14 protein-coding genes and 3 pseudogenes are annotated in these 21,551 nt (G+C 61.0%); 5 read left to right on the top strand and 12 right to left on the bottom strand.

Annotated elements, in window-relative coordinates:
- Positions 1 to 536: 536 nt before the first annotated feature.
- The 6 genes and pseudogenes from EHW12_RS31780 to EHW12_RS31755 all read right to left on the bottom strand — a co-directional run bounded on the left by EHW12_RS31780 (position 537) and on the right by EHW12_RS31755 (position 9,113).
- Entirely contained in the window at positions 537 to 1,061 is a 525-nt protein-coding gene (locus tag EHW12_RS31780; RefSeq protein ID WP_306294063.1) for a DUF305 domain-containing protein, read from the bottom strand.
- A 195-nt stretch (positions 1,062 to 1,256) separates the two neighbouring features.
- Positions 1,257 to 3,722: a heavy metal translocating P-type ATPase gene (locus tag EHW12_RS31775; RefSeq protein ID WP_064444886.1), complete on the bottom strand. Its 2,466-nt coding sequence runs from the start codon at positions 3,720 to 3,722 to the stop codon at positions 1,257 to 1,259.
- Positions 3,723 to 4,085: 363 nt separating this feature from the next.
- Positions 4,086 to 6,389 (bottom strand): heavy metal translocating P-type ATPase, encoded by a 2,304-nt coding sequence (locus EHW12_RS31770; protein WP_047270630.1) that lies wholly within the window; start codon positions 6,387 to 6,389, stop codon positions 4,086 to 4,088.
- Between the two features lie 48 nt (positions 6,390 to 6,437).
- The gene (locus tag EHW12_RS31765) at positions 6,438 to 6,665 is read right to left on the bottom strand and encodes a heavy metal-associated domain-containing protein (RefSeq protein WP_030537788.1); all 228 of its coding nucleotides are present in this window, start codon (positions 6,663 to 6,665) and stop codon (positions 6,438 to 6,440) included.
- Positions 6,666 to 7,179: 514 nt separating this feature from the next.
- Positions 7,180 to 8,762: pseudogene (locus EHW12_RS31760) on the bottom strand (multicopper oxidase family protein).
- 81 nt (positions 8,763 to 8,843) lie between these two features.
- Entirely contained in the window at positions 8,844 to 9,113 is a 270-nt protein-coding gene (locus EHW12_RS31755; RefSeq protein WP_030537786.1) for a membrane protein, read from the bottom strand.
- Positions 9,114 to 9,253: 140 nt separating this feature from the next.
- On the opposite strand from EHW12_RS31755, the gene EHW12_RS31750 reads away from it, so the two are divergent.
- Together EHW12_RS31750 and EHW12_RS31745 are read left to right on the top strand one after the other, a co-directional pair.
- Entirely contained in the window at positions 9,254 to 10,012 is a 759-nt protein-coding gene (locus tag EHW12_RS31750; protein WP_030537785.1) for a response regulator transcription factor, read from the top strand.
- The gene (locus EHW12_RS31745) at positions 10,009 to 11,190 is read left to right on the top strand and encodes an ATP-binding protein (RefSeq protein ID WP_030537784.1); all 1,182 of its coding nucleotides are present in this window, start codon (positions 10,009 to 10,011) and stop codon (positions 11,188 to 11,190) included. Before EHW12_RS31750 ends, EHW12_RS31745 begins: the two co-directional genes overlap by 4 nt.
- Before the next feature lie 149 nt (positions 11,191 to 11,339).
- On the opposite strand, the gene EHW12_RS31740 is transcribed toward EHW12_RS31745, so the two are convergent.
- On the bottom strand, positions 11,340 to 12,104 hold the full coding sequence (locus EHW12_RS31740; protein WP_030537783.1) for an acyl-ACP thioesterase domain-containing protein: 765 nt from the start codon (positions 12,102 to 12,104) through the stop codon (positions 11,340 to 11,342).
- Between the two features lie 586 nt (positions 12,105 to 12,690).
- On the opposite strand from EHW12_RS31740, the gene EHW12_RS31735 reads away from it, so the two are divergent.
- Positions 12,691 to 13,920 (top strand): prolipoprotein diacylglyceryl transferase family protein, encoded by a 1,230-nt coding sequence (locus tag EHW12_RS31735; RefSeq protein WP_051720982.1) that lies wholly within the window; start codon positions 12,691 to 12,693, stop codon positions 13,918 to 13,920.
- A gap of 239 nt (positions 13,921 to 14,159) precedes the next feature.
- Here EHW12_RS31735 and EHW12_RS31730 read toward each other — a convergent pair whose 3' ends face one another.
- From EHW12_RS31730 to EHW12_RS31715, 4 genes and pseudogenes are all read right to left on the bottom strand, one after another.
- The gene (locus EHW12_RS31730; protein ID WP_019747376.1) at positions 14,160 to 15,107 is read right to left on the bottom strand and encodes a M56 family metallopeptidase; all 948 of its coding nucleotides are present in this window, start codon (positions 15,105 to 15,107) and stop codon (positions 14,160 to 14,162) included.
- Positions 15,104 to 15,463, bottom strand: coding sequence for a BlaI/MecI/CopY family transcriptional regulator (locus EHW12_RS31725; protein WP_019747377.1), 360 nt, complete (start codon positions 15,461 to 15,463; stop codon positions 15,104 to 15,106). Before EHW12_RS31725 ends, EHW12_RS31730 begins: the two co-directional genes overlap by 4 nt.
- A 399-nt stretch (positions 15,464 to 15,862) precedes the next feature.
- Positions 15,863 to 16,944: pseudogene (locus EHW12_RS31720) on the bottom strand (Ig-like domain-containing protein).
- Positions 16,945 to 17,231: 287 nt separating this feature from the next.
- Complete coding sequence (locus tag EHW12_RS31715) at positions 17,232 to 17,579, bottom strand: DUF305 domain-containing protein (RefSeq protein ID WP_082920757.1); 348 nt, start codon at positions 17,577 to 17,579, stop codon at positions 17,232 to 17,234.
- A gap of 67 nt (positions 17,580 to 17,646) precedes the next feature.
- Between EHW12_RS31715 and EHW12_RS31710 the strand changes: the two genes are divergently transcribed.
- Positions 17,647 to 18,996, top strand: a complete 1,350-nt coding sequence (locus EHW12_RS31710) for an IS30 family transposase (RefSeq protein WP_231783878.1) — start codon at positions 17,647 to 17,649, stop codon at positions 18,994 to 18,996.
- A 10-nt stretch (positions 18,997 to 19,006) separates the two neighbouring features.
- On the opposite strand, the pseudogene EHW12_RS35620 reads toward EHW12_RS31710, so the two are convergent.
- A pseudogene (locus EHW12_RS35620) lies at positions 19,007 to 19,935 on the bottom strand (IS3 family transposase); the annotation flags it as partial.
- A 206-nt stretch (positions 19,936 to 20,141) separates the two neighbouring features.
- On the opposite strand from EHW12_RS35620, the gene EHW12_RS31695 reads away from it, so the two are divergent.
- Positions 20,142 to 21,128: a DUF2971 domain-containing protein gene (locus EHW12_RS31695; RefSeq protein ID WP_125053176.1), complete on the top strand. Its 987-nt coding sequence runs from the start codon at positions 20,142 to 20,144 to the stop codon at positions 21,126 to 21,128.
- Positions 21,129 to 21,551: the final 423 nt, after the last annotated feature.

Here is a 21,551-nt window from a genome sequence, read left to right as displayed (position 1 = left end):
CAGCGGGGAGAACTACTGGCCGCCTACGGGGAGAACTTCGTGGCCATTGACACACCTGCTCAATACCGGCTGGCTTTCGAGTCGGTACGCCTCCGCGATCAACTCGGAGTCGGTCGTCCCCCTCCGAACGTCCTGCATCATGACCTCCACGTCGTCTGTTCTCGTTTGCGTACCCGGCCAGTCCCTCGTTAATCGATGGGCTCGGTTTGCGCCTGGACCTGATTGATGCAACAGATCGATTCGGGTCGGTTCAGGCGTCGGGTTTTTGTGCACCCGTTTTCTCTCCTCCCCGGCAGTCGATGAATGTGACCGCGCACGCAGACGCCGCGCGCTGGTCCCAGGATATCGGCGGGTGTGATTACCAAACTCCTCGACAAATGAGGTTGCCGACATTGCGTTCGGCGTCCTCCGGGGATGTTGACCTGTCACATAGAAGGGCTCGGTGCCTCTGCCGAGATCAATTGTCGAGCAGAGACACCGAGCCGCGTGTGCTCACATCCGATTGAAATCCGAGCGACGAACGCCGGAAGTCGTGATCACAGCGTGGCGAGAATGCCTTCCATCGTGGTGATTTCCTCGTTTTGCGTGCTGATGATGGTCTGCGCCATGGAGATAGCTTCGGGATACTGTCCGGAATCAACTTCAGTTTGCGCCATCGCGACTGCTCCGCGGTGATGGTCGATCATCTGAGTGAGGAACAGTTTCGCGGCGTCAGTTCCCTGTGCATTCTGCAGCGCGGTCATGTCGTCGGCGGACATCATCCCCTCCATGCCGGGCATCGTTCCCATGCTTTCGGAGGGCATGGGCATGTTCATGCTGGTGGAGGGTGTCATGCCTTCCATGTTGTGGGAGGTGGTCGGCATGTTCATGCCCGAGGAGGACGAACTTTGTCCCCAGCTGGTCAACCAGGCCTGCAGCTGCTCGATTTCTGGGCCTTGCGCCGCTTTGATCTGTTCTGCCAACGCTGTCACTCGGGGGTCGATACCGTCTTTGGAGAGGAGCATGTCGCTCATCTCGACGGCTTGACTGTGGTGAGGGATCATCTGCTCGGCAAATGTCACATCTGCCTGATTATGAGTGCTCGCGTCCGCCGAGCTACTGGACTCGACACTCATTGACATCGGTGTGGAGGTGGTTCCATCGGAATTGGAACTGTTACATGCGGTGAGGACGAATAGTGCTGCAGTTGCTGCAGCGCTGATTGCGAGGACTTTCTTCATATCGGGAATCCCTTTCGTTGGGAGATGGTTGTCCGGTCATGAGGCGTTCTGTGAGGTGGACTTCGGGGTTGTGCTTGGTGAAGGCCGGTGTTGATCTGGGGGAGAGGGGAGGCGCAGTCGCTTCAGCAGTAGTGCGTTGACTGCGACGATGAAGCTGGATCCGGACATCGAGAGCGCTGCGATCTCTGGGCGAAGTACGAGTCCGAGGGAGGGTTCGAAGACTCCAGCGGCGATGGGGAGGGCGATGACGTTGTACCCGACGGCCCATCCGAGGTTCTGTCGCATCTTGCGGAGGGTGCCTCGCCCGATTTGTAGTGCGACCGGTACGTCGAGTGGGTCCGACCGCATCAGCACGAGGTCCGCTGTTTCGATTGCGACGTCGGTACCTGCGCCGATGGCGATACCGAGGTCCGCTTGTGCGAGCGCAGGAGCATCGTTGACTCCGTCCCCGACCATCGCAACCTTTTTGCCGGCATTTTGCAGCTCGACGATCTTGGCGGCTTTGTCGCCGGGGAGCACTTCCGCGATGACGGTATCGATACCGAGCTGGCCCGCGATGCGCTGTGCGGTGGCTTCGTTGTCGCCGCTGAGCATGACGACTTCGACGCCCAAGTCGTGCAGCGCCGCCACTGCGGCGGCGGAAGTCTCTCGGACAGCGTCGGCGAGTGCGATCACCCCGACGCCGTGTCCGTCGACGGCGACGAGTACTGCTGTTCGCCCGCTGGCTGCGAGGTCGTCGCGTGTGCCCATCAATGTGCCGAAGTCGACGTTTTCGGCGATCATCAGTTTGCGGTTGCCTACCGCCACTCGACGACCGTCCACCTCCGCAGCCGCACCGTGACCTGGCACATTACGGAAATTTGTGAGTGGAACTTCCGGGGCGCCGCGTTCGGCCGCGTAGCGGACGATCGCGCCGGCGAGGGGGTGTTCGGACTCGCGTTCGACCGCGGCCACAAGGGAAAGGAGTTCATCGGTGCCGATACCGTCGACGACGACGTCGGTGACTTCGGGTTCGCCTTTGGTGAGGGTGCCGGTCTTGTCCATCACTACCGTCTCGATGCGCGCCGAGGATTCCAGCGCGGTGGCATTTTTGAACAACACTCCTCGTTGAGCTCCGAGTCCGGTGCCGACCATGATGGCGGTGGGCGTGGCCAAACCGAGAGCGTCGGGGCAGGTGATGACAACGACGGTGATTGCGAACAGAAGCGCGGTCTGCACTCCTGCACCCGCCGCCCACCAGACAAGGAAGGTGCCGGTGCCGCCGATCAGAGCAACAAGGACGAGCCAGAACGCGGCCCGATCAGCGAACCGTTGCCCCGGCGCTTTCGAGTTCTGCGCTTCCTGGACCAACGCCACTATTTGGGACAGGGCGGTGTCGGCACCGACTTTGGTTGCTCGGACGCGAAGTGTGCCCGTCGTGTTGATGGAAGCCCCGATGACTGCGGATCCCGGTTCTTTGGATACGGGAAGGCTTTCCCCGGTCACCATTGACTCGTCGACTTCGGAAGTTCCGCTCTCGACCGTTCCATCGACAGGGACTTTGCCGCCTGGTCGGATCAGTAACAGGTCTCCGACGACAACGTCGGCGGTGGGAACTTCGACGGGTTCGCCGTCTCTCAACACGATTGCCAATGGCGGGGTCAGTTCGAGCAGTGTGCGAATCGCGTCGTTGGCTCCACCTCTGGCTCGCATCTCGAACCAATGTCCGAGCAGGACGAAAGCCGTCAGCACCGACGCGGCCTCGTAGAAGACCTCGCCGCCGCCGGTGAAGGTGACGGCGACGCTGTAGAGCCAACCCGCCCCGACGGCGACGGCAACGAGGACCATCATGTCGAGGGTGCGGGCCTTCAGAGCCCGATAAGCGCCGTCGAAAAAGATCCAGGCCGAGTAGAACACCACTGGCAAGCTCAGTATCAGGGTGAATACGTCGTCGCGGAGTCCGAACGGGGCGGGAACTGTGAATCCGAACATGTCGCGCCCCATCGGGGACCACAGCATGATCGGAATGGACAGAACGAGAGCGACGAGAAAGCGATTTCGCATGTCCCGGACCATGTCGTCCATCGACATTCCGGCGTGGGCGCCTCCGTGCCCCATCATGTCCTGTGCAGAGTGTTGAGCATGTGGTTCGTGCGCTGTGTGTTCGCCGTGAGGAGATTCGCCGGGGTGTTCGACCGGTGCGTCGGTTGATGTGTCGGCGTGGTCTGAATGAACGTGGTATTCAGAGGGCGTGGCGCTGGTGCTGTCGTTTGGTTCGGAGAGGGGGTCGCAGCTGTGGGAGGGCACTGATCGCCCTGCGCAGTGATAGCCGCAGTCCCGGATCCATTGGGACAGTTCGGGTATCGAGGTTGCAGCCGGGTCGTAGGTGACCGTGGCAGTTTGGTTGAGGACGTTGGCCTCAGCAGAGACGACGCCACGTCGGCGAAGGAGAGTTGATTCGACTGCGGCTTTCGATGTCGCCCACTGCAATCCTTGTACTTCGAGAACGGTGGTTCGATTCATCTCTGCGCCCTCTCGTTGTGACCGCCATTCTTGCGGCAGCGACTGTGCGGATACCTCGGTGGCATGTTCCCGTGTTGTGGCAGATCGTCGGCACCTCTGGGGCGTGATGTTGTGGGGTCCACGTGTGTCTCAATACTGAGCCTGCCGGTGGCGGATATGCCTTGGTTAGATGTTTGGTGAAGATTCGATGAAGGACCATGGTGTCCCAAGCAGTCGACGACTGCCCTCGTCCGTGATGGTGGTCGTCGTGAAGTGAAACCTTTGGATTCGTTGCGGGTGGACAGTGGGACCTCTCCCGCACATCGCGTCCGAAGAGTTCAGGGCAGACGGAAGGTCATCGGGGCAGTCGAATTCGGGATCAAATCAGTGATCGGAGCTTGTGGCATGACTGGTGAATCGTCGTAGGCGCAAACTGTTCGTGACGACGAAGATGGAGCTGAAAGCCATGGCAGCGCCGGCGATCAGCGGGTTCAACAACCCCAGCGCCGCCAGAGGCAACGCCGCCACGTTGTAGGCGAAGGCCCAGAAAAGGTTCCCTTTGATGGTTTTCAACGTCGAGCGCGACAGACGGATCGCATCTGCGGCGGAGCGCAGGTCGCCTCGGACAAGGGTGAGATCGGAGGCTTCGATGGCGACATCGCTGCCGGTGCCCATGGCCAGACCTAAGTCTGCTTGTGCCAGAGCAGCGGCGTCGTTGACACCGTCACCGACCATAGCGACTGTATACCCACGGCTTTGGAGGTCTTTGACGGCGCTTACTTTGTCCGCGGGCAAGACTTCGGCGATGACATCGGCGGCTTCGATCCCCACTTGTTTTGCGACGGCGACGGCGGCGCGAGCATTATCGCCGGTCAACAGGATGGGACGTAGTCCCAAGGTTCGGAATGCAGTGATGGCCTCTTTCGAGGTGTCCTTGACAGTGTCCGAAACGACCACGATTCCGCGGATCGAACCGTCCCACGCAACCCACACCGGGGACTTTCCGTCGGCTTCCGCGTCGTGTGCGGCCACTTCCAGATTCTTGGGTGCGACGAGAGACCAGTCCTGCTCTAACCAGGTTCGCCGACCTATAGCAACGGCTCGGCCGTCTACGACACCGGAGACGCCTCGGCCGTCGTGGTTGGAGAAACCTTCGATTCTCGGCAACGGCCGGCCGTCAGCCCGAGCTGCAAGAGTGATGGCCTGCGCGATCGGGTGTTCGGAGCCGTCCTCCAACGCTCCTGCGACAAAAAGTAATTCGTCGATATTCTCGCCATCTGCGCCGACTGTCGAATCGACACTCATGCGCCCGGTGGTGACGGTCCCGGTCTTGTCGAGCACGATGGTGTCGACCTGACGGGTGGATTCGAGAACCTGGGGGCCTTTGATGAGAATCCCCAACTGGGCGCCGCGGCCCGTTCCGACCATCAGCGCCGTCGGTGTTGCCAACCCCAATGCACAGGGGCACGCGATGATCAGCACGGCAACGGCGGCGGTGAACGCCGTCACCATCGAGTGACCGGTCAAAAGCCACGCACCCAACGTCATCAGTGAGAGAACGATGACGACCGGGACGAAGATTCCGGAGATGCGGTCGGCGAGACGTTGGACCTGAGCCTTGCCGTTCTGTGCATCTTCGACCAGTCGTGCCATCTGAGCGAGCTGAGTGTCGGCGCCGATACGAGTTGCTCGAACGAGGAGTCGCCCTCCAGCGTTGACGGTGGCGCCGACAACGGCGTCGCCAGGGCGCACTTCGACTGGCACGGATTCGCCGGTCAGCATGGAGGCGTCCACCGCAGATGTGCCGTCGGTGACGATGCCGTCGGTCGCGATCTTTTCGCCGGGGCGTACGACGAAGATGTCACCGACCACCAATTGTTCGGTGGGAATTCGGATCTCGGTGTGTTCCCTCAACACCGCTACGTCTTTGGCTCCCATGTCCATCAGTGCGCGTAGGGCTGCACCCGACTGCTTCTTGGCGCGGGCTTCGAAATATCGCCCCGCCAGTATGAAGACGGTGACCGCAGCAGCGACTTCCAGATAGATGTGGTCCGCTCCGCCCTCCTGCTGTGGGAACAGGCTGAACTCCATCTTCATGCCGGCCATTCCGGCATGACCGAAGAACAACGCCCACAGTGACCACAGGTAGGCCGCCGACACCCCCACCGAGATCAGAGTGTCCATTGTTGCCGCGCCGTGTCGGGCATTCGTCAGTGCAGCGCGGTGGAAGGGGAGTGCGCCCCAGACGACGACGGGAGATGCGAGCGTCAAGGCCAGCCACTGCCAGTTCGTGAACTGCAATGGCGGGATCATCGACAATGCGACCACAGGCACAGTCAATGCGAGCGAGACGAGCAGTCGGGTCCGCAGTTGCGAAGCCTCGTCCTGGATTCGGGCGTCCACCCCGTCGGTAGTGCCGACCTCCCCGGACGAGCCCTTGGGGGCAGGCAAGGTGGCGGTGTATCCCGTTGCCTCGACGGTGGAGATCAAGTCTTCAGGTGCTACCGCACCCGTGAAATCGACCTTCGCCTTTTCGGTCGCGTAGTTCACTGTCGCGGTGACGCCGTCGATCTTGTTGAGCTTCTTTTCGATTCGCGCGGCGCAGGAGGCGCAGGTCATGCCGCCGATGACCAGTTCGACACTGTGTGCGGACTCGGCAGCGACGGTCGTGTTGTCCAGGGTGCTCATCAGATGTACCTCTCCTGACCTGCCTACGCTGGCGGTGTGGGCGCCCGGTCAGATGTTCGCGAGATGATAGTTGCCGGCTTCGTCGAGCGCGGCAGTTACTTGTTCCTCGGTCAGTGGCGCTGAAGCTGTGACGGTCACGGTGGAGACTCCTCCGGCGACGAGATCGATCTCGACCTCGCTCACTCCGGGGAGGGCGCGCAGCTCGTCCGTGACGGCGCCGACGCAATGCCCGCAGGTGAGGCCGGTGACCGCGAACGTGTTGTTGGTTGCAGACATGATGTCCTCCGTAGGGGTGGGCGCGGATGTCGTGGGTGATTTCTTCGTCGAGTTGCATCCACAGCCGCGTTGCGTCTTATCGAGTAGATTCGGCTGCGAGTTAGTCTGACCGCTCATGATTCCCTTCCCGTCTGGTACCCCAGGGGGGTACCTGTTTCTACTATACTCGCGTTAGGAGAAGGTGAGTCAAGGCTGCGCCTCGACTACTTCCGTCGGACATTTGGTCGGATTCTCCCTCGTGTATTCGCCCGCGCAGAGAACGTCGAATTTCGAGCGCCCGTGGAGTGTCGCCAGGTGTACACCGGAGCCATGGGCAGTTGCGCCGTTCGCGGGATTTCGATCCCAGTCCAGCGGCAGGGCAGAGGCCGGGGATTCCGGGACGCTGACCCGATGCCGGGGCGGCCACAATCTCACCTCGCCGAACGGGGTAGGAAGAGGCATCGAATGAGATGCCGGCCCAATCAGGTCGCGCCTCCCGTGCTGGTGTGATCGTGTGTTCGGACGTCTCCACGTGTCAGACGATGTAGCCCAAGCGGGTCATCATACCCGACTCCTGGTGATATCCGTTGTGGCAGTGGAGCATCCAGTCGCCCGGGTTGTCGGCGATGAGATCGACAGCGACAGATTCCATCGGACGAACGATGACTGTGTCCTTACGAGGGCCGACACCGCCGTCACCTTTGACCACTTGGAACGTATGCCCGTGCAGATGCATGGGATGCCACATCATCGTCATGTTGGTGAACGTGAGTCGGGCTCGGTCCCCTTCTTTGACGGTCAGAGGTTCGGTTTGGTCGTAGTTCCGACCGTTGATCGTCCATTGGTAGCTCATCATGTCCCCCCGAGGTCTGCCACGAGATCGACACCGGTGCCATCGCTTCGCGGCAGAACGACACTTTCGGCTGCAGTGAACGACTCGACCGTGCCCACTCGACCTGCCAATTCCCGAGGGAGGAACGACGCGTCGGGCGCAGCGCCCGAGCCTGTACGCAGCAGCGTCCGAGCCTGAGCGTTCTTACCCTCGGCCGCGGCGACGAGCGGGAATACACCGTCCTTGACCGTGACGATCACGTCGTAGCGCTCACCCATGCCGAGGAGAAGCGCATCGACTTCTGTCGGTACGACCGGAAAACCGTCCGTATGGGTCACGGACATCACGTGATCGGCAAGGGCGACTCGAAAAGCGGTATCCGCACCCGCGTTGATGATGCGAATACGCACACGCTGACCGGGAGCGGCCGAGAAAGTTGTCGGTGCAGAAGCTATCCGCCCGTTGATCAGATAGTACGGATAGCTGACGTCACCCGCGTCCCCACCGAGCAGAGCGCTTGATTCTACCGAGTTAGGGCCACCCGAGGTGGCGGGCAGCGTGGTTTCGGCCGACCCGTGGTTCATTCCACCCATGCCAGGCATGTTGCCCATCCCGGATCCGCCCATCGAACCCATGCCGTTTCCGGACTGAAGGTCGGAGAGGATCTGTTGCGGACTCGTGCCGACTCCATCCGTCCAGTCGTCGAGAACCACGATCCATTCGGCGTCGTAGTCGACGGGCTCGCGGGGGTCGTCGACGACGATGGGGAGATACAGGCCGTAGTCGGTGTCGAGACCGACATGCGGGTGAGCCCAATACGTTCCCGAATGAGGTACTGAGAACCGGTATGTGAAGTTCTGCCCCGATTCGATGTTCGGGCTTGCCGGCATGGCGCCGTCCATGTCGTTGCGAAGCGCGATGCCGTGCCAATGCACCGATGTCTGATGATCGAGTCCGTTGTTGACGGTGATCGCCAACTCGTCACCGACATTCGCGCGAATCAACGGACCGGGAACACTGTCGCCGTATGCCAGAGTGCGCACCGTGATGCCGCCGAGATCGATATCGGCACCCTGCGGATTGAGCGTGTAGTCCACGGTGCGACCGGTATGCGGGCGCGCTGCCTCAGCGGACGTGATGGCATTCTTGTCGAACGGCGGGGGGTTCGGGTTGGACGATCCGCTGGTGGTGCATGCGGTCAACGCCAGGCCACCCGCCCCCGCCGCCGTGGCGGCGAGAAACGTACGTCGACTGAAAGCCGATCCTGTGAACGGCGCAATAGCCATGATTGTGATTGTCCTTGTCTAGTCGTTGTGGAGAAACGGAACTGATACGCCACCGAGCCCGGGGCGCGCGTGCGGCAGAGGTCAACGACTCTCGTGTCGACGAGAGGATCGATCCAAAGCTTCACTGCGGGAGCGATACTCGTCATCGTCGATCTCGCCGCGGGCGTAGCGCTCATCCAACAGATGCTGCGCATTCGTACCACGGAGTTCGCTGCGGGTACTGCGCCTGGGACGAAACAAAGCAAGTAGGGCCGCAATGACCAACCCCCAAAATGCGATCATCGCCAGCGCCATCAGAATCCAGCTGACCCAACCCATTCCATAACCCGAATTCTCGCTCCACCACATCATGTCCGTTCACTCTCCTCACCTTCGACAGTGCTCGCCGAACCCTCTGGGATCGGTGTGCTTTCTATGAAGATTCGCTGAAGAGGTGACCGCATACCGTGTATCGCGTGCGCAGCGGCGACTGAGCAGTCCACGATGGTGGCATGGACAGTACGTCAACACGGTCAACCGACGGGTACGCAGGTTTTCGGGCACTGGTCGTCGACGACGAACGCCCACTGGCCTCGATCATCTCGAGTTACCTCGAACGAGAGTCATTCGAGGTGAGTGTGGCCTACAACGGTTTCGACGCTCTCGCCCTGGCACGTGAGGTCGATCCTGATGTGGTGGTCCTCGATCTCGGGTTGCCCGGTATCGACGGCATCGAGGTATGCCGGGAACTTCGTACATTTTCGGATGCATACGTGGTGATGCTGACTGCTCGCAGTGAGGAAGTGGACACCATCGTCGGGCTTTCTGTCGGTGCCGATGATTACATGAGCAAGCCGTTCAGCCCCCGAGAGTTGGTAGCGAGGATCCGCGCGATGATGCGCAGACCCCGCAGCGGAGTCGCGCACGGTACAACTGCGAGAGCGGTAACCCGAGACGAGGAGAGTCCGCCAATGACGTTCGGGGTGCTCAGGATCGACGTTGCCGGGCGAGAGGTCTCGGTCGCCGAGAAACCGGTTCTGCTGACTCGGACGGAATTCGACGTGTTGGCGGCATTGGCCGCTCGGCCGGGGATGGCGTTCAGCCGTCGGCAACTGATCGAAGCAGTGTGGGGTCCTGCGTGGACGGGGAACGAACATCTTGTCGATGTTCATATCGGTCATCTGCGCCGCAAACTCGGCGATGATCCCGCCGCGCCTTTGTATGTCAATACCGTGCGCGGCATCGGGTACCGAATGGGTTCCGGAAAATGACTACCCTGGAAGAACTTTCGTCTCATCAGGGGCGTACCCGCCGAGGACTCGGTGTCGGCGTGCGTTTGTTGATGGCCCAAACGCTGGTCTTGGTGGCAGGAGCGGCCACCTCATGGGTCGTTGCAGTCACTGTCGGTCCGAGTTTGTTCCGCGAGCATCTGCGCCGCGCGGGCGTGCCTCCGATGTCTGAGGAGCAAATGCATGCCGAGCAGGCATATCGCTCGGCAACTGCGGTCTCGTTGTCCGTGGCGATCGGCGCAGCTGCGTTGTGCGCGCTGGCTGTGACCTGGTATCTCAGTCGTCGGCTGCAGCGGTCGGTGACTGCGGTGTCAACTGCCGCCACGGCAGTCTCGGCGGGAAACTACGCGGCCAGAGTCCCGCCGCCGCAGCTCGGTGACGACTTCGACGCACTTGCGACGGCCTTCAACGAAATGGCGGTCCGTCTCGAGTCTGCCGAGTCGATGCGTCGACGGTTGCTGGCAGATCTCGCGCACGAGATCCGGACGCCGGTAGCTGTTCTCGAAGCATTCATGGAAGCGCTCGAAGACGGAGTGGAAGCTCTCGATGATCACACCATTGCGATGCTCAGAGATCAGACCCGACGTCTGGCACGGTTTTCCGGCGACGTCTCGGCGCTGTCCGATGCCGAGACGAATCGAGCTGCAATCGAACCGACATGGACCAGACCTGAGGTACTGGTGAGCTCAGCGGTAGCGGCGCACGAAGAACGATACGACACGAAAGCAGTCATTCTGAGCGTGGACGTCCCCGGAAATCTGCCGTCGGTGTGGCTGGACCCGGAGCGCATAGGGCAAGTGTTGAGCAATCTGCTCGACAACGCACTGCGCCACAGTCGATCACAGAGCACAGTGAAGGTGCGGGGACGGGTGAAAGGGGATCGGTTCATCCTCACACTCACCGACGAAGGCGATGGAGTCGCCGCCGAGCACCTCCCCTATCTGTTCGAGCGTTTCTATCGCGCCGACGCAGCACGCGATCGTGCTCACGGAGGGGCAGGGATCGGACTGTCCATCGCGAAAGCACTCGTCGAAGCACACGGTGGACAGATCACCGCCGCGAGTGACGGAGCCGGGCAAGGCACCACCTTCGTTATCGCGTTGCCAGTACATCGTCCGAAAGGGCGGCACATCGACTGCCGGGGAACTGTCGATGCGTGACATTCGACGCGACATTCGAGGTAATGGAAACGCTCCGGGAACACCCACTCACCCCGCCGCTACCGGCACACCTGGTCAAGAACTCGTGAGGTGAACCGATCAATGACGATTCAAGAGACCAGAGCGCAGAGGTGACCCGGCCCGGGGACTTACACTTCGATCGCTGTGACGTAGGCACTCGCGCACACCGAACCCGAGACCAGGAACCAACTACTCAGGCTCTCCCCTGAACTGTGATACCGCACGGTCACGTCGTTTCCCGCGGTGATGGGAGAGCGATATTCGAGAATCGCTCGGTAGGGGAGTGGATTTCGGGGTCCGGCCCAATCTCTGATCAGGTCTTCGACAGGCTGCCAATACGTGGCGTTGTTGACGTGGTTGAACGGATCGATATCGCTCGATCGTAAGACGAATGTCGTTTCCTCCCCATCGCCCGGATGAGCGGTGTGCCAGGGTTTCCACTTCAATCGGTGATCGTTGGCGGTCGAACCGAGTCCGGCCATGAAACTCTCTTCGATCCTGGAAGGCATCCCGTTGACCGGATTGAGATTTATCCAGAATCCTTCGGTCTCGATCAAGCCGCCGCCGTCGGATTCGATGCGGACACGCATCGTGCACCACCTGCTCGACAACCCCGAGCACCATCTGCGCATGCGCACACGAGCCGGCCAGCTGACCGGACGAATGACATCGATGACTGTGCGGCGCACGACCCACACCGGGTGGGCAGCCGCTGCGCCGCTCGCATCGAGATCGTCGAAACCGATGTCCTGCAGATAACGTGCAACGCCATCGAGTCGCACCGTCCCGGAGACGTCGATATCTCCCGTCCGTACCGGCCGAGAGGTTTCGAACACCGCGCCATTGGTCGGCAAATCCACCAGGCGGTGGTTGCGCATCGCGTCAGCTTCCATTTTGCAGATCCCTTAGATGTGATTGTTCGCTTCGATACTTTGCACACCCTTGCTGCAACGTAGTGCGATCCCTACGCCCAGTCCCGCATCAGCCGCCGGGTCTGCCGCAGTCGTACCCAGTAGTCCGTGCCCGGTCTCCGAACATGGTGAACAAGGAGCCTATCCAGTCTCGCAAACTACTACACTGTCCGCGCGATTGCCGGTTGACGTTCGATGTCCTTTCCAGGTCCTTCTTGAGTGTGCCCAAGATCGTTGCGGCACCATGGAATTCCCATATTCCTCGGCTCGGCCTCGAAGCGCCTCGTCTCGCCGCAGTGCCCACCCGCGCGTTCGCGCTCGACCTCTACCTACTATCCAGGTTCGTAGTTCAGCTACTATCGACCTTAGTAGTTCGGTGGGCATCCGCGCCAACCGAGAGATTGGGGCGACGGTGAGCAAAAAATCAACCAAAACCCGCGCGAAACAGCGGTCTACGACGCAGAGTCGAGCCCGACGCGCCACGTCACCGAAGCGGAACCCCACTTCACGACCGCACGACGAAGTCGGCACAACACCCCGTGCTAGGCCCAGTCCGGCCGGTAGTGCCGTGGAAGAACTGGCCGCAGCGGCCGCAGCGGCGTATCTGAGTAAAGCAGCGCCGACGCCAGCCTCGGCCTTGGCTCAAGCACCGCCGGCGCCGGCCATCGCCGAAAAGGCGATGCCCACCAAGCCATCGGGCACTGAACGCGTTGCCCGGCCATTGGGTGACGACGAGTCGACCGCTGCAACGGAACTCGCTGCGCCCGGCGGTGGGTGCGCTGAAGCGTTCACGCAGATAGAACCACAGGGGCTCGCAGCAACGTACTGGGGAGAATCGCCCGAGGTTACTTCCGATCTGTCGATTCTGTTCCGAGGAGCCCGCAACAGCCCGGGCAGCGAACCGGAACGTTTCGAGAGGGTCACCCACGTCAACGGTGTTCCAGCGGGGGAACGCTTCGCGGTGACTGCGAGAATCCGCGGAATCGCCACTGGTAGTTGGACTGTCAGTGCCGAGCGCATCGAAACTCCGGACGACACCACCGGGCAGTTCGACATCGCAGCTCCGCAGACCGCCACGGCCTGGACTACCGCAGCGCCATTGGTGCACGGGCCCGGCGTGCGACTCTGGACGTGGCCGCTGTTGGTCGGTTTGGGTGCAGTGTTCGCCATCGTCATGCAGGCACTGCTCTTGACCCGTATGAGCGAGAACGCCACTGCGGCAGTTCTCATTTCGATCCTCGGCTGCCTTCTCGGCTACGTGGGTGCGAAGCTCTGGTACTTGGCACTTCACCGCCAGAGCCTTCGAAAATTCGTCTCTGCCGGCGCATGCATACAAGGATTTTTGGTGGTGTCGCTCGCGGTATTGGTGCTCGGCGGAGCAGCCTTCGGTCTGGGCGTCGGTGTGTTACTGGACATGACAACGCCCGGGTTGTTTCTCGGGATTGCGATCGGGCGCCCGGGATGCTTTTTGACAGGATGCTGTTCGGGTCGACCTACCAGGTCGAGATGGGGAATGTGGGCTTCGGACCGGACTCTCGCGGTGCGCCGAATCCCCGTGCAACTGATCGAAGCGTTCGCAGGCTTGATCATCGGCCTCGCGACACTGATTTTCGTCCTCTACGGCACCGAAACGCCCTATGACGGAGCAGTATTCGTTGTCGCCGCGGCTATCTACACGTGGGTCCGTCAAGGGTTGTTCCCCTATCGTGCGGACCCTCATACACGGCGCGGGCGGCTTCTGACCAGCGCGGCATGCGGAATTGTCATCGTCGCGACGATTCTGCTGGGCGTGGTGTGATCGTGACCCAGAGTAGTAGCCTTTTGCGCTTTTCTGCCGATGCCACGTGCGCAGAAGGTGAGTCTCACGAAAATTGGGATGGCCACGAATCAAGTTTCGCGCGGGATCTGGCCAATTCGATTGGCGCCGCGTTCGGTGCATGAGGCCGGTTCAGTTCGAGGAGGGGGTGAACCGGCCTTGAGCACTGGCCCCCTGCGGGCCGGACTCCTTGTTCGTCCACGACCCGGTTTCGCACTGTTTCAAGCACCTGCTGCGCATGAAGCCATCGCCATCGCACCCAGTAGCGCCAGAAGAGGCGCCGCAGGTAGGACGATCGCCGTTCCGCAGGCAGCAAGGGTGCGGAGGTAGCGAATGGGCGCCGGGTGGTGGGTGCGGTGGGAGGACAGACGATCAAGTCGCAACGCCAGGCAATCCTGCGCTATTCCCAGAGCCGCCACGGGCACCTCGTGAGGTGTCATACTGCAGAGTGCGCGGTGCACGGATTCGCGCCCATGCTGACGAACGGCTCGGGAGTCGGCTTCGATTTCCACCAACGCACGGACCAATGGGGGCGAAGATCGCATGATCGGAAGCCACGGAAACGCGTAGGCGAGCGTTTGAGCTGCGCTGACGAGCAGATGGTGCCGCCCCGTGATGTGTGCTCGTTCATGTGCGAGTACTGCAGCAAGAGCCTCGGTGTCGAGTTGATCTCTCAATCCGTCGCTCGCAACTACAAGCGCGGGGCGCCCAGCGATACTGTAGGCGAAGGGCACAGAAACCGGGAGCCAGAGCAGTGACGAGGACCGTGCACCCCCCAGAATGCGCAGCAACCCGAGGTGCTGCTGGTGTAGCTCGCGGCGAGTGCGGGAGAAGCTGAACAGATGGACGGTGCCTCGCACCGCCCCGATGACCAGGGCTGACCCACCGAGTACACCCACCGCCGTCTCGAGCCTGGCCGGCGCGTCGTCGTGAAGGGCGAGCCAACAGCTGTGGGCGAATTCGATCAGCGACGAGACACCACCGTGACTGGGTAAAAGGCTCAAGATCACCGGGACACTGATACTCACTACAGTTCCGAGTGCCAGAGCGCCCCACAAGACGAGGACGACATGCGGATCAACGCCGCGACGCATCATCGATCCGAGGAACAGCGGGGAGAGTGCGGCAACGAGAAGGCCACCGACCGCCCACGCGAGGACGGCTGTCACTTCTTGCCTCGTTCACGCAATCCACGCGCCAGGATCTTCGATTCGACGTCGGATGTCCCGCGAACAAAATGCAACAGGACCCCGGTCGGGTCTCCGGTGGATTCGAGAAGTGCGCGCAACCCGTCAGCTGCCGCTTCCTCGCGGCTTCGCGTGGCTTCGTACCAGTACGCGCGCCCGTTTCGCTGACGATGCACCCAACCTTTGCGATGAAGATTGTCCATGACGGTCATCACCGTCGTGTACGCCGGTTCACGGTCGTCATCGAGGCCGTCGATGACGTCGCGCACACGGACCGGTTCGGTGGAGCGCCACAGCACATCCATCACCAGCGCCTCGAGCTCTCCCAGACCTTGCATTTTTCCTCCTCGTAGAGCTGCATTCGTCACCGCACCGTGCGAGTGCCCAACCTGCAACCTCCGTCGCTTTCGTACGGGGCCCAACCAGCGCTGTCGGTGATTCGTCGGTCACAGTGATGTGGGACCGCTCGATGAGGGTGTCGTGTCGACTCTGCACGCTGGAGGTTGCCGAGACGGCGAACCGAAGCCCTGTAGAAATACTATCTGTTCTGCTTCCCGTCGCCGCCCCGATACGGCGGCGGTGTCTGGCGACCTCCTCCCGTGACGATCTGCCGAACCCCTGTCAGCTCTGACAGTGTCAAAAGGTTTATCCAGCACTTTCGCGTCGACTACGGGAGAACGTCTCGCGCGGAGCTTCTGTTTGCGATTCAGCATCGTTTGCCGGCAGGGCGACAGGTCTTACAGCGCGCTGCCTTCCGACCATCGGTCCCACGGCACACTCCAGTCGCCGTTCTGCCACAATTCGAGAGGGGCGCCGCCGGTATTGCGTATCTCCACGACATCTCCGGGAAGCGAAAAATCATAGAACCATTGAGCATTGGCGCGACTGAGGTTCAAGCAGCCGTGTGAAACATTGGTATTGCCTTGCGCCCAGACTGTGTCTTCGAGTTCGTGAAGGTAAATTCCGTCGGTGCTTATTCGGGTGGCGTAGTTGATTTTTTCCTTGTACCCCAGCCGGGAATTGACGGGAAGTCCGTAGGTCGACGAGTCCATGATCACGGGGTTGGCCTGATCGAGGACGGTGTAAATGCCTGGTTGGGTCCAGAAGGAGATCGTTTGGCCGTTGACGAGCTCGGTTCCTCCCATGCCCATCGATGTCGGCATAGTGCGCACAGTTTTGCCGTTGCTCGTGACCGTCACTTGCTTGGTCGTATCGTCGGCGACGGCGATATGCGAGTCGCCGATGGTGAATGCAGTCGTGGCGTCTTCCTGTCCGAACAGTCCGCCACCGAGCGGGACGCCGAAGACCGCAGCCCGGACCGTGACCTCGGTGCCGGGGGGATAGTACGCACGAGGTCGCCAGTGAACATTCTGGTCATCCACCCAGTACCACGAGCCTTCGAGCGGCACCGACGTTTGCACAGTCAGGCTTTTCTCCGCCGCTGCACGATCGAGGATCGGCTCGTCGAAATGCGTGACAATAACGATCCCTACCCCGAAAGTGCCACCATCTGTGAGGAGGTTACCCCCGGCCGTCACGAAGGATGGTTTGGTCAGGTTCCGCGGCTTGACTGTGGAGAAGGTGCTGGACTGATCGAGACGTGAGCCATCGTTTTGGGTGGCTGACGCTGTCATCGTGTAGGTCTTCCCGTAGTCCAAGGACGCGCCGGGTTTCCACACCTGCCGGTCAGGGGTGAAGATGCCATCGACCACAGCCCCGCCCACTTCGGTGAGCACTACCGAGTCGAGCCTCCCGCCAACAGATTCCACCGTGACCGGATCAAGGGGGTTGACGGTATCTGTCCCCCGGAAGGAGTCATCACCAGCGCGGAGACAGGAGAGTCGTTCTCGGCGGGCGCACCCGTGTCACTCGGTGCGGACTGCGGTGCTGTGGAGGTGCATCCTGTCAGCGTTGCGACCATAAGGACAAGGACGACTAACCCTGTATGCCGTGTTGAGGCCATAATTGTTCCTTCACGTCAGTGGGTGGGGAGCGCCGACGAAGACAGTGATTCGCAAGGGACGCAAGTAATCAGATGGAAGATCAGAGCGGACAACGAGAAGAGAGGCTTCGACGGACAGGCCTAGCCACTCGCCAGTTTCCGGATCAGTTCTGTTGCAAAAGTGCTTGCATCGCGGTGATCTCGGACTGCTGTGCGGCGATGATATCGGTAGCCAATTGCTTGGCGTCGGCGTTGTCGCCATCGGATAGTTCCGATTGGGCCGTCGCGATCGCGCCGGAGTGATGTTCGATCATCATCTTCAGCCACGCGGTGTCGAAGTCCCCATCGCGCAGCCCCTCCAATTGAGCGATCTGCTGCTGGGACATCATTCCTGAGGCATTGTCCGCGCTCGTGCCCACCGCTCCCATCGATTGCGCAACACCCAACTTCGCGCAGATCATCGCGAAACCCTTTGAGGTGTATTGATTGGGCTCAATCGGTGGACGCAACATTCGAGGTCAGGAGGGTGTTGTGGGTCGTCCATCGGATTGGGTGCGGGAAGTAACGGGCAGGGCTCCGATGAGGTCACCGGGAGCACCGGGCCATCCTCGGTCGAAGGAACGGCAGTTTTGGGACCAGATCGCCACAGGCAAGCTTCCTCGTGAGGCAGCTGACGCTGTCGGCGTGGCGCAAGCGGTTGGTCAGCGGTGGTTCCGGCACGCTGGCGGGATGACGCCGTATTTATGGCCCGCGCCGGCAGGCAGGTACCTTTCTTTGGCAGAGCGTGAGGAAATCGCGATCCTGCACGCCACCGGCCACGGAGTGCGCGCGATCGCGAGTGCCATCGGAAGGAGCCCGTCGACGATCTCGCGGGAGCTGCGGCGTAACGCTGCCACGCGTGGAGGCACGCTCGAATACCGCGCCAGCGTGGCGCACTGGAAAGCCGAGTTGTTTGCCCGCCGCCCGAAGACCGCCAAGCTCACGGCCAACGATCGGTTACGGCACTATGTTGAGGACCGACTCTCGGGCCGGATCACCAAGCCGGGCGGCGATGCTGTCGCCGGACCGCTCGAACGGCAATGGAAAGGCTTGAACAAGCCCCATCGTCAGGACCGCCGATGGGTGAAAGCGTGGAGCCCCGAGCAGATTTCGAACCGGCTACCAATCGATTTCCCGGATGATCTGAGCATGAGAATCAGCCACGAAGCCATCTACCAGTCCCTGTTCATCGAGGGCCGCGGCGGCCTGCGCCGCGAACTCATCTTGTGCCTGCGCACCGGCCGTGCTCTGCGCATGCCGCGGGCAAGAGCAAAGCGTGCTGCCTGGGCTCACGTGAGCCCGGACGTACTGATCAGCGAGCGTCCCGAAGAAGCCGACGACCGTGCGATCCCCGGGCACCACGAGGGTGACCTCATCATCGGTACGGACAGGTCCGCAATCGGAACCGTCGTCGAGCGCACAACCGGATACACCACCCTCGTGCACCTGCCACGGGAGCGTGGGTGGCGACAGCAACCGATCACCAAGAACGGGCCGGCACTGTCGGGATACGGAGCGGTGTCGATGAACAGAGCGTTGACACAGGCACTGGCGTCGATGCCCACCGAACTCAAACGCTCGCTGACCTGGGACCGCGGGAAAGAGATGTCCGCACTCGCCCAGTTCACCATCGACACCGGGCTGAAGGTCTACTTCGCCGACCCGCACAGCCCGTGGCAACGAGGCACCAACGAGAACACGAATGGACTACTGCGCCAATACTTTCCGAAGGGAACTGATCTCTCGCGATGGAACCCAGACGATCTCGCGGCAGTCGCCCACGCTCTCAACACGCGACCACGGAAACGACTCCAATGGCGAACCCCCGCTGAAGCTTGGGACGAACACCTACGATCAATTCAACAGCAACGTGTTGCTTCGACCGGTTGAATACGCCTTGACTTCCGCGATCGGCGTGGAACACTGCACCGGCAAGACCGCCGCGGGTCAGTGCTGCGGCACCTAAGGCATCTTCGACGAGTTCGGTACGCATGTGCTCGGCGATCGACCAGCCCACCAGGCGGCGGGAGAAGCAGTCGATCACCGTGGCCAAATACAAGAACTCATTGTCCCCGCATGGCAGATACGTGATGTCACCGACGTATCTGGTGTTCGGTGCGATCGCGGTGAAATCACGGTTGAGCAGGTCCGGCGACGGAGTGTCGGCTGGTTCGGCGATGGTGGTGCGGTGTTTTCGGCGCAGTCGCAGGCCCTCGATGTTGTTGGCGCGCATGATCCGTGCGATCCGTTTGTGATTGATCCGCTGGTCGGCGGGTTGTCCGTGATTGATCTCGGCGGTGATCCGGGGCCGCCCGTAGGTGTTGTCCACCGTGTGGACGGCGCGGATCTTGTCGGCGAGTTCAGCGTCGGCTGCGGCCCGGGCGGCTCGTTTCTCGGCGGCGTTGATCCATGCGTAGTACGACGAGCGGGCGATATCGATGACCTGGCACAACCGCTTCACCGGGTAGGTGTCGGAGTGGTCTGCAACGAACTGGAAGCGGTTCACCAATTCGTCTCTCCGGCGAAATATTTGGCCGCCGACCGCAGGATGTCTCGCTCAGTTTCGAGCTTGGTTTTCTCCGCGCGTAGGTGTGCGACCTCGGCGCGGAGCCTGGCGGCTTCCTGCTCGGGTGTCTCGCCGGTGCCGGGCCCCGGAGCGGTGGCGGCGGGTCTGCGGATCGGGATACCCGCATTTCTCAGCCATGCGGTCAGGGAGCCGTGGGATACGCCGAGATCGGCGGCGATCCCGGCTACGGTCGCGCCGCCGGTGTCGCGGTACAGCTCGACTGCGTCGCGGCGGAACTCTTCGGAGTAATTTTTCTTTGCCATCGGGTTAGATCTTCTCGCTTTCCCTGGTCTGAGACCAGGATCAAGCGTGTCCAACCCGCGGGGTCAAGGCCCGTCGATGCTAAGTTCCGCGCTGCTCAGGGCGGCTTTTTTTGCAAGCCTGTTGACTGGATTGGAACGAGGGGGCGTGAGTGTTAGTGGGATCCTCCTGCAAAAAGTTGTCAGGTGACTGCAGTACTATCAAAATCGTGACCGACGAGAATGACATCCTCTATCACTACACAAACTTCGGAGGATTCTCCGGCATCATCAAAAGTCAAAAGCTCTGGGGAACCGATATAAAGTATCTAAATGATGCTCAGGAACTCAAATACAGTGCCGGGTTGATGGCCGAGATCTTTCACTCCTTGGCTCAGGAACTACCTGACCTTACAGAGGAAGAGCGGAGGGAGTGTGGTGACTTCTTCACGACCGAGGGGCCCGACCATCGAGATCCGTCGTACCTTGGACCAAAGAAACATGCACTTCGAGCCGCCGCCTGGTCGCTTGCGGCTCTCGTAGACGAGTCACAGCCGCAGATGCCATACGATTGGAAATGGGCGAACGGGTATGTCACTTGCTTTACTACCGAACGTGACTCGCTCGGGCAGTGGCGTGGATATGCAGGTGGTGATGGTTTCGCCGTAGGTTTCGATCGGGCGAAGCTAGCGGAGCTGACCTACCAATGCTGGGATTACAAAGCAGGAAACCGAATGGAACCGGACGGAAGAGGTTGGGTTGATGCTCCGATCCCTGGGCCGCGACCCATCTTCTATGGTGACGAGGCGCGGGCCGAAAACTTGAATTTGGTTCAAAACTTCCTCCGTTCACGTATTTCTGAAAAGCCAGCTGCGGTTAACTACTTCAACTTTGTCACGGAGATGTTCAACGCCGCCGGTCGGTTGTGCATGACTCTGAAAGATGAATCATTCCAAGCTGAGAAAGAATGGCGACTTATCGCTATGTTCGCAGAGGCGTCCGCGCGACTGAATTTCCGGCAGGGAAGCTACGGTACTGGAGGCGTGGTTCCGTACATCGAGATCGGTTTTCCCCGTGACGCCATTGTGAAGGTTGTGATCGGGCCAGGTAATGCGCCAGATCTACGAGAGAGAGCAGTTCGTCAGATGTTGGAAGCCAACGGATATGCGATCGGCGAGGTTGATCTAGAGAGATCAAAAGTGCCGTACCGGGGTTGAACCCTCGACTGACCGGCGGCGTCCATCGCCGCCGAACATGTCGGGTCCCCGAACTATTCTTGAACCCGCGACGAGCCTCAGGTCGCCACACTGACCAGACCGAAGCGAAAGCCGAAGTCCTGAACTGCAACAACCCTTGCAGCTCGGTCACACGTGGCGACCTGATTCTCATTTGTGCACCACAAATCGGCGGTGCCCGTATTGCGGCTCTCGGCAAGTGTGCGCTCGAAGCGGAATTTCTGGGATGCAAAGAATCGAACACCTGAGAAAGGTATTCCACGCCGCTGACCAGCGCAGTCGATCATTTTCGGGAGATGATCGTCCGCAACACGAAACGGAACACCACAGCGGTACCGGCTCCGACCGCGACACCGGCCAGGAGAACCCCGACAGCGACACCGAGAACTGTGGCGGCCACGGTCC

This window comes from Rhodococcus sp. NJ-530 (genome assembly GCF_003860625.1).
Classification (GTDB): domain Bacteria; phylum Actinomycetota; class Actinomycetes; order Mycobacteriales; family Mycobacteriaceae; genus Rhodococcus_F; species Rhodococcus_F qingshengii.
The sequence above is the reverse complement of the archived record's forward strand: the minus strand, read 5'-3'. Positions and strand labels throughout refer to the sequence as shown.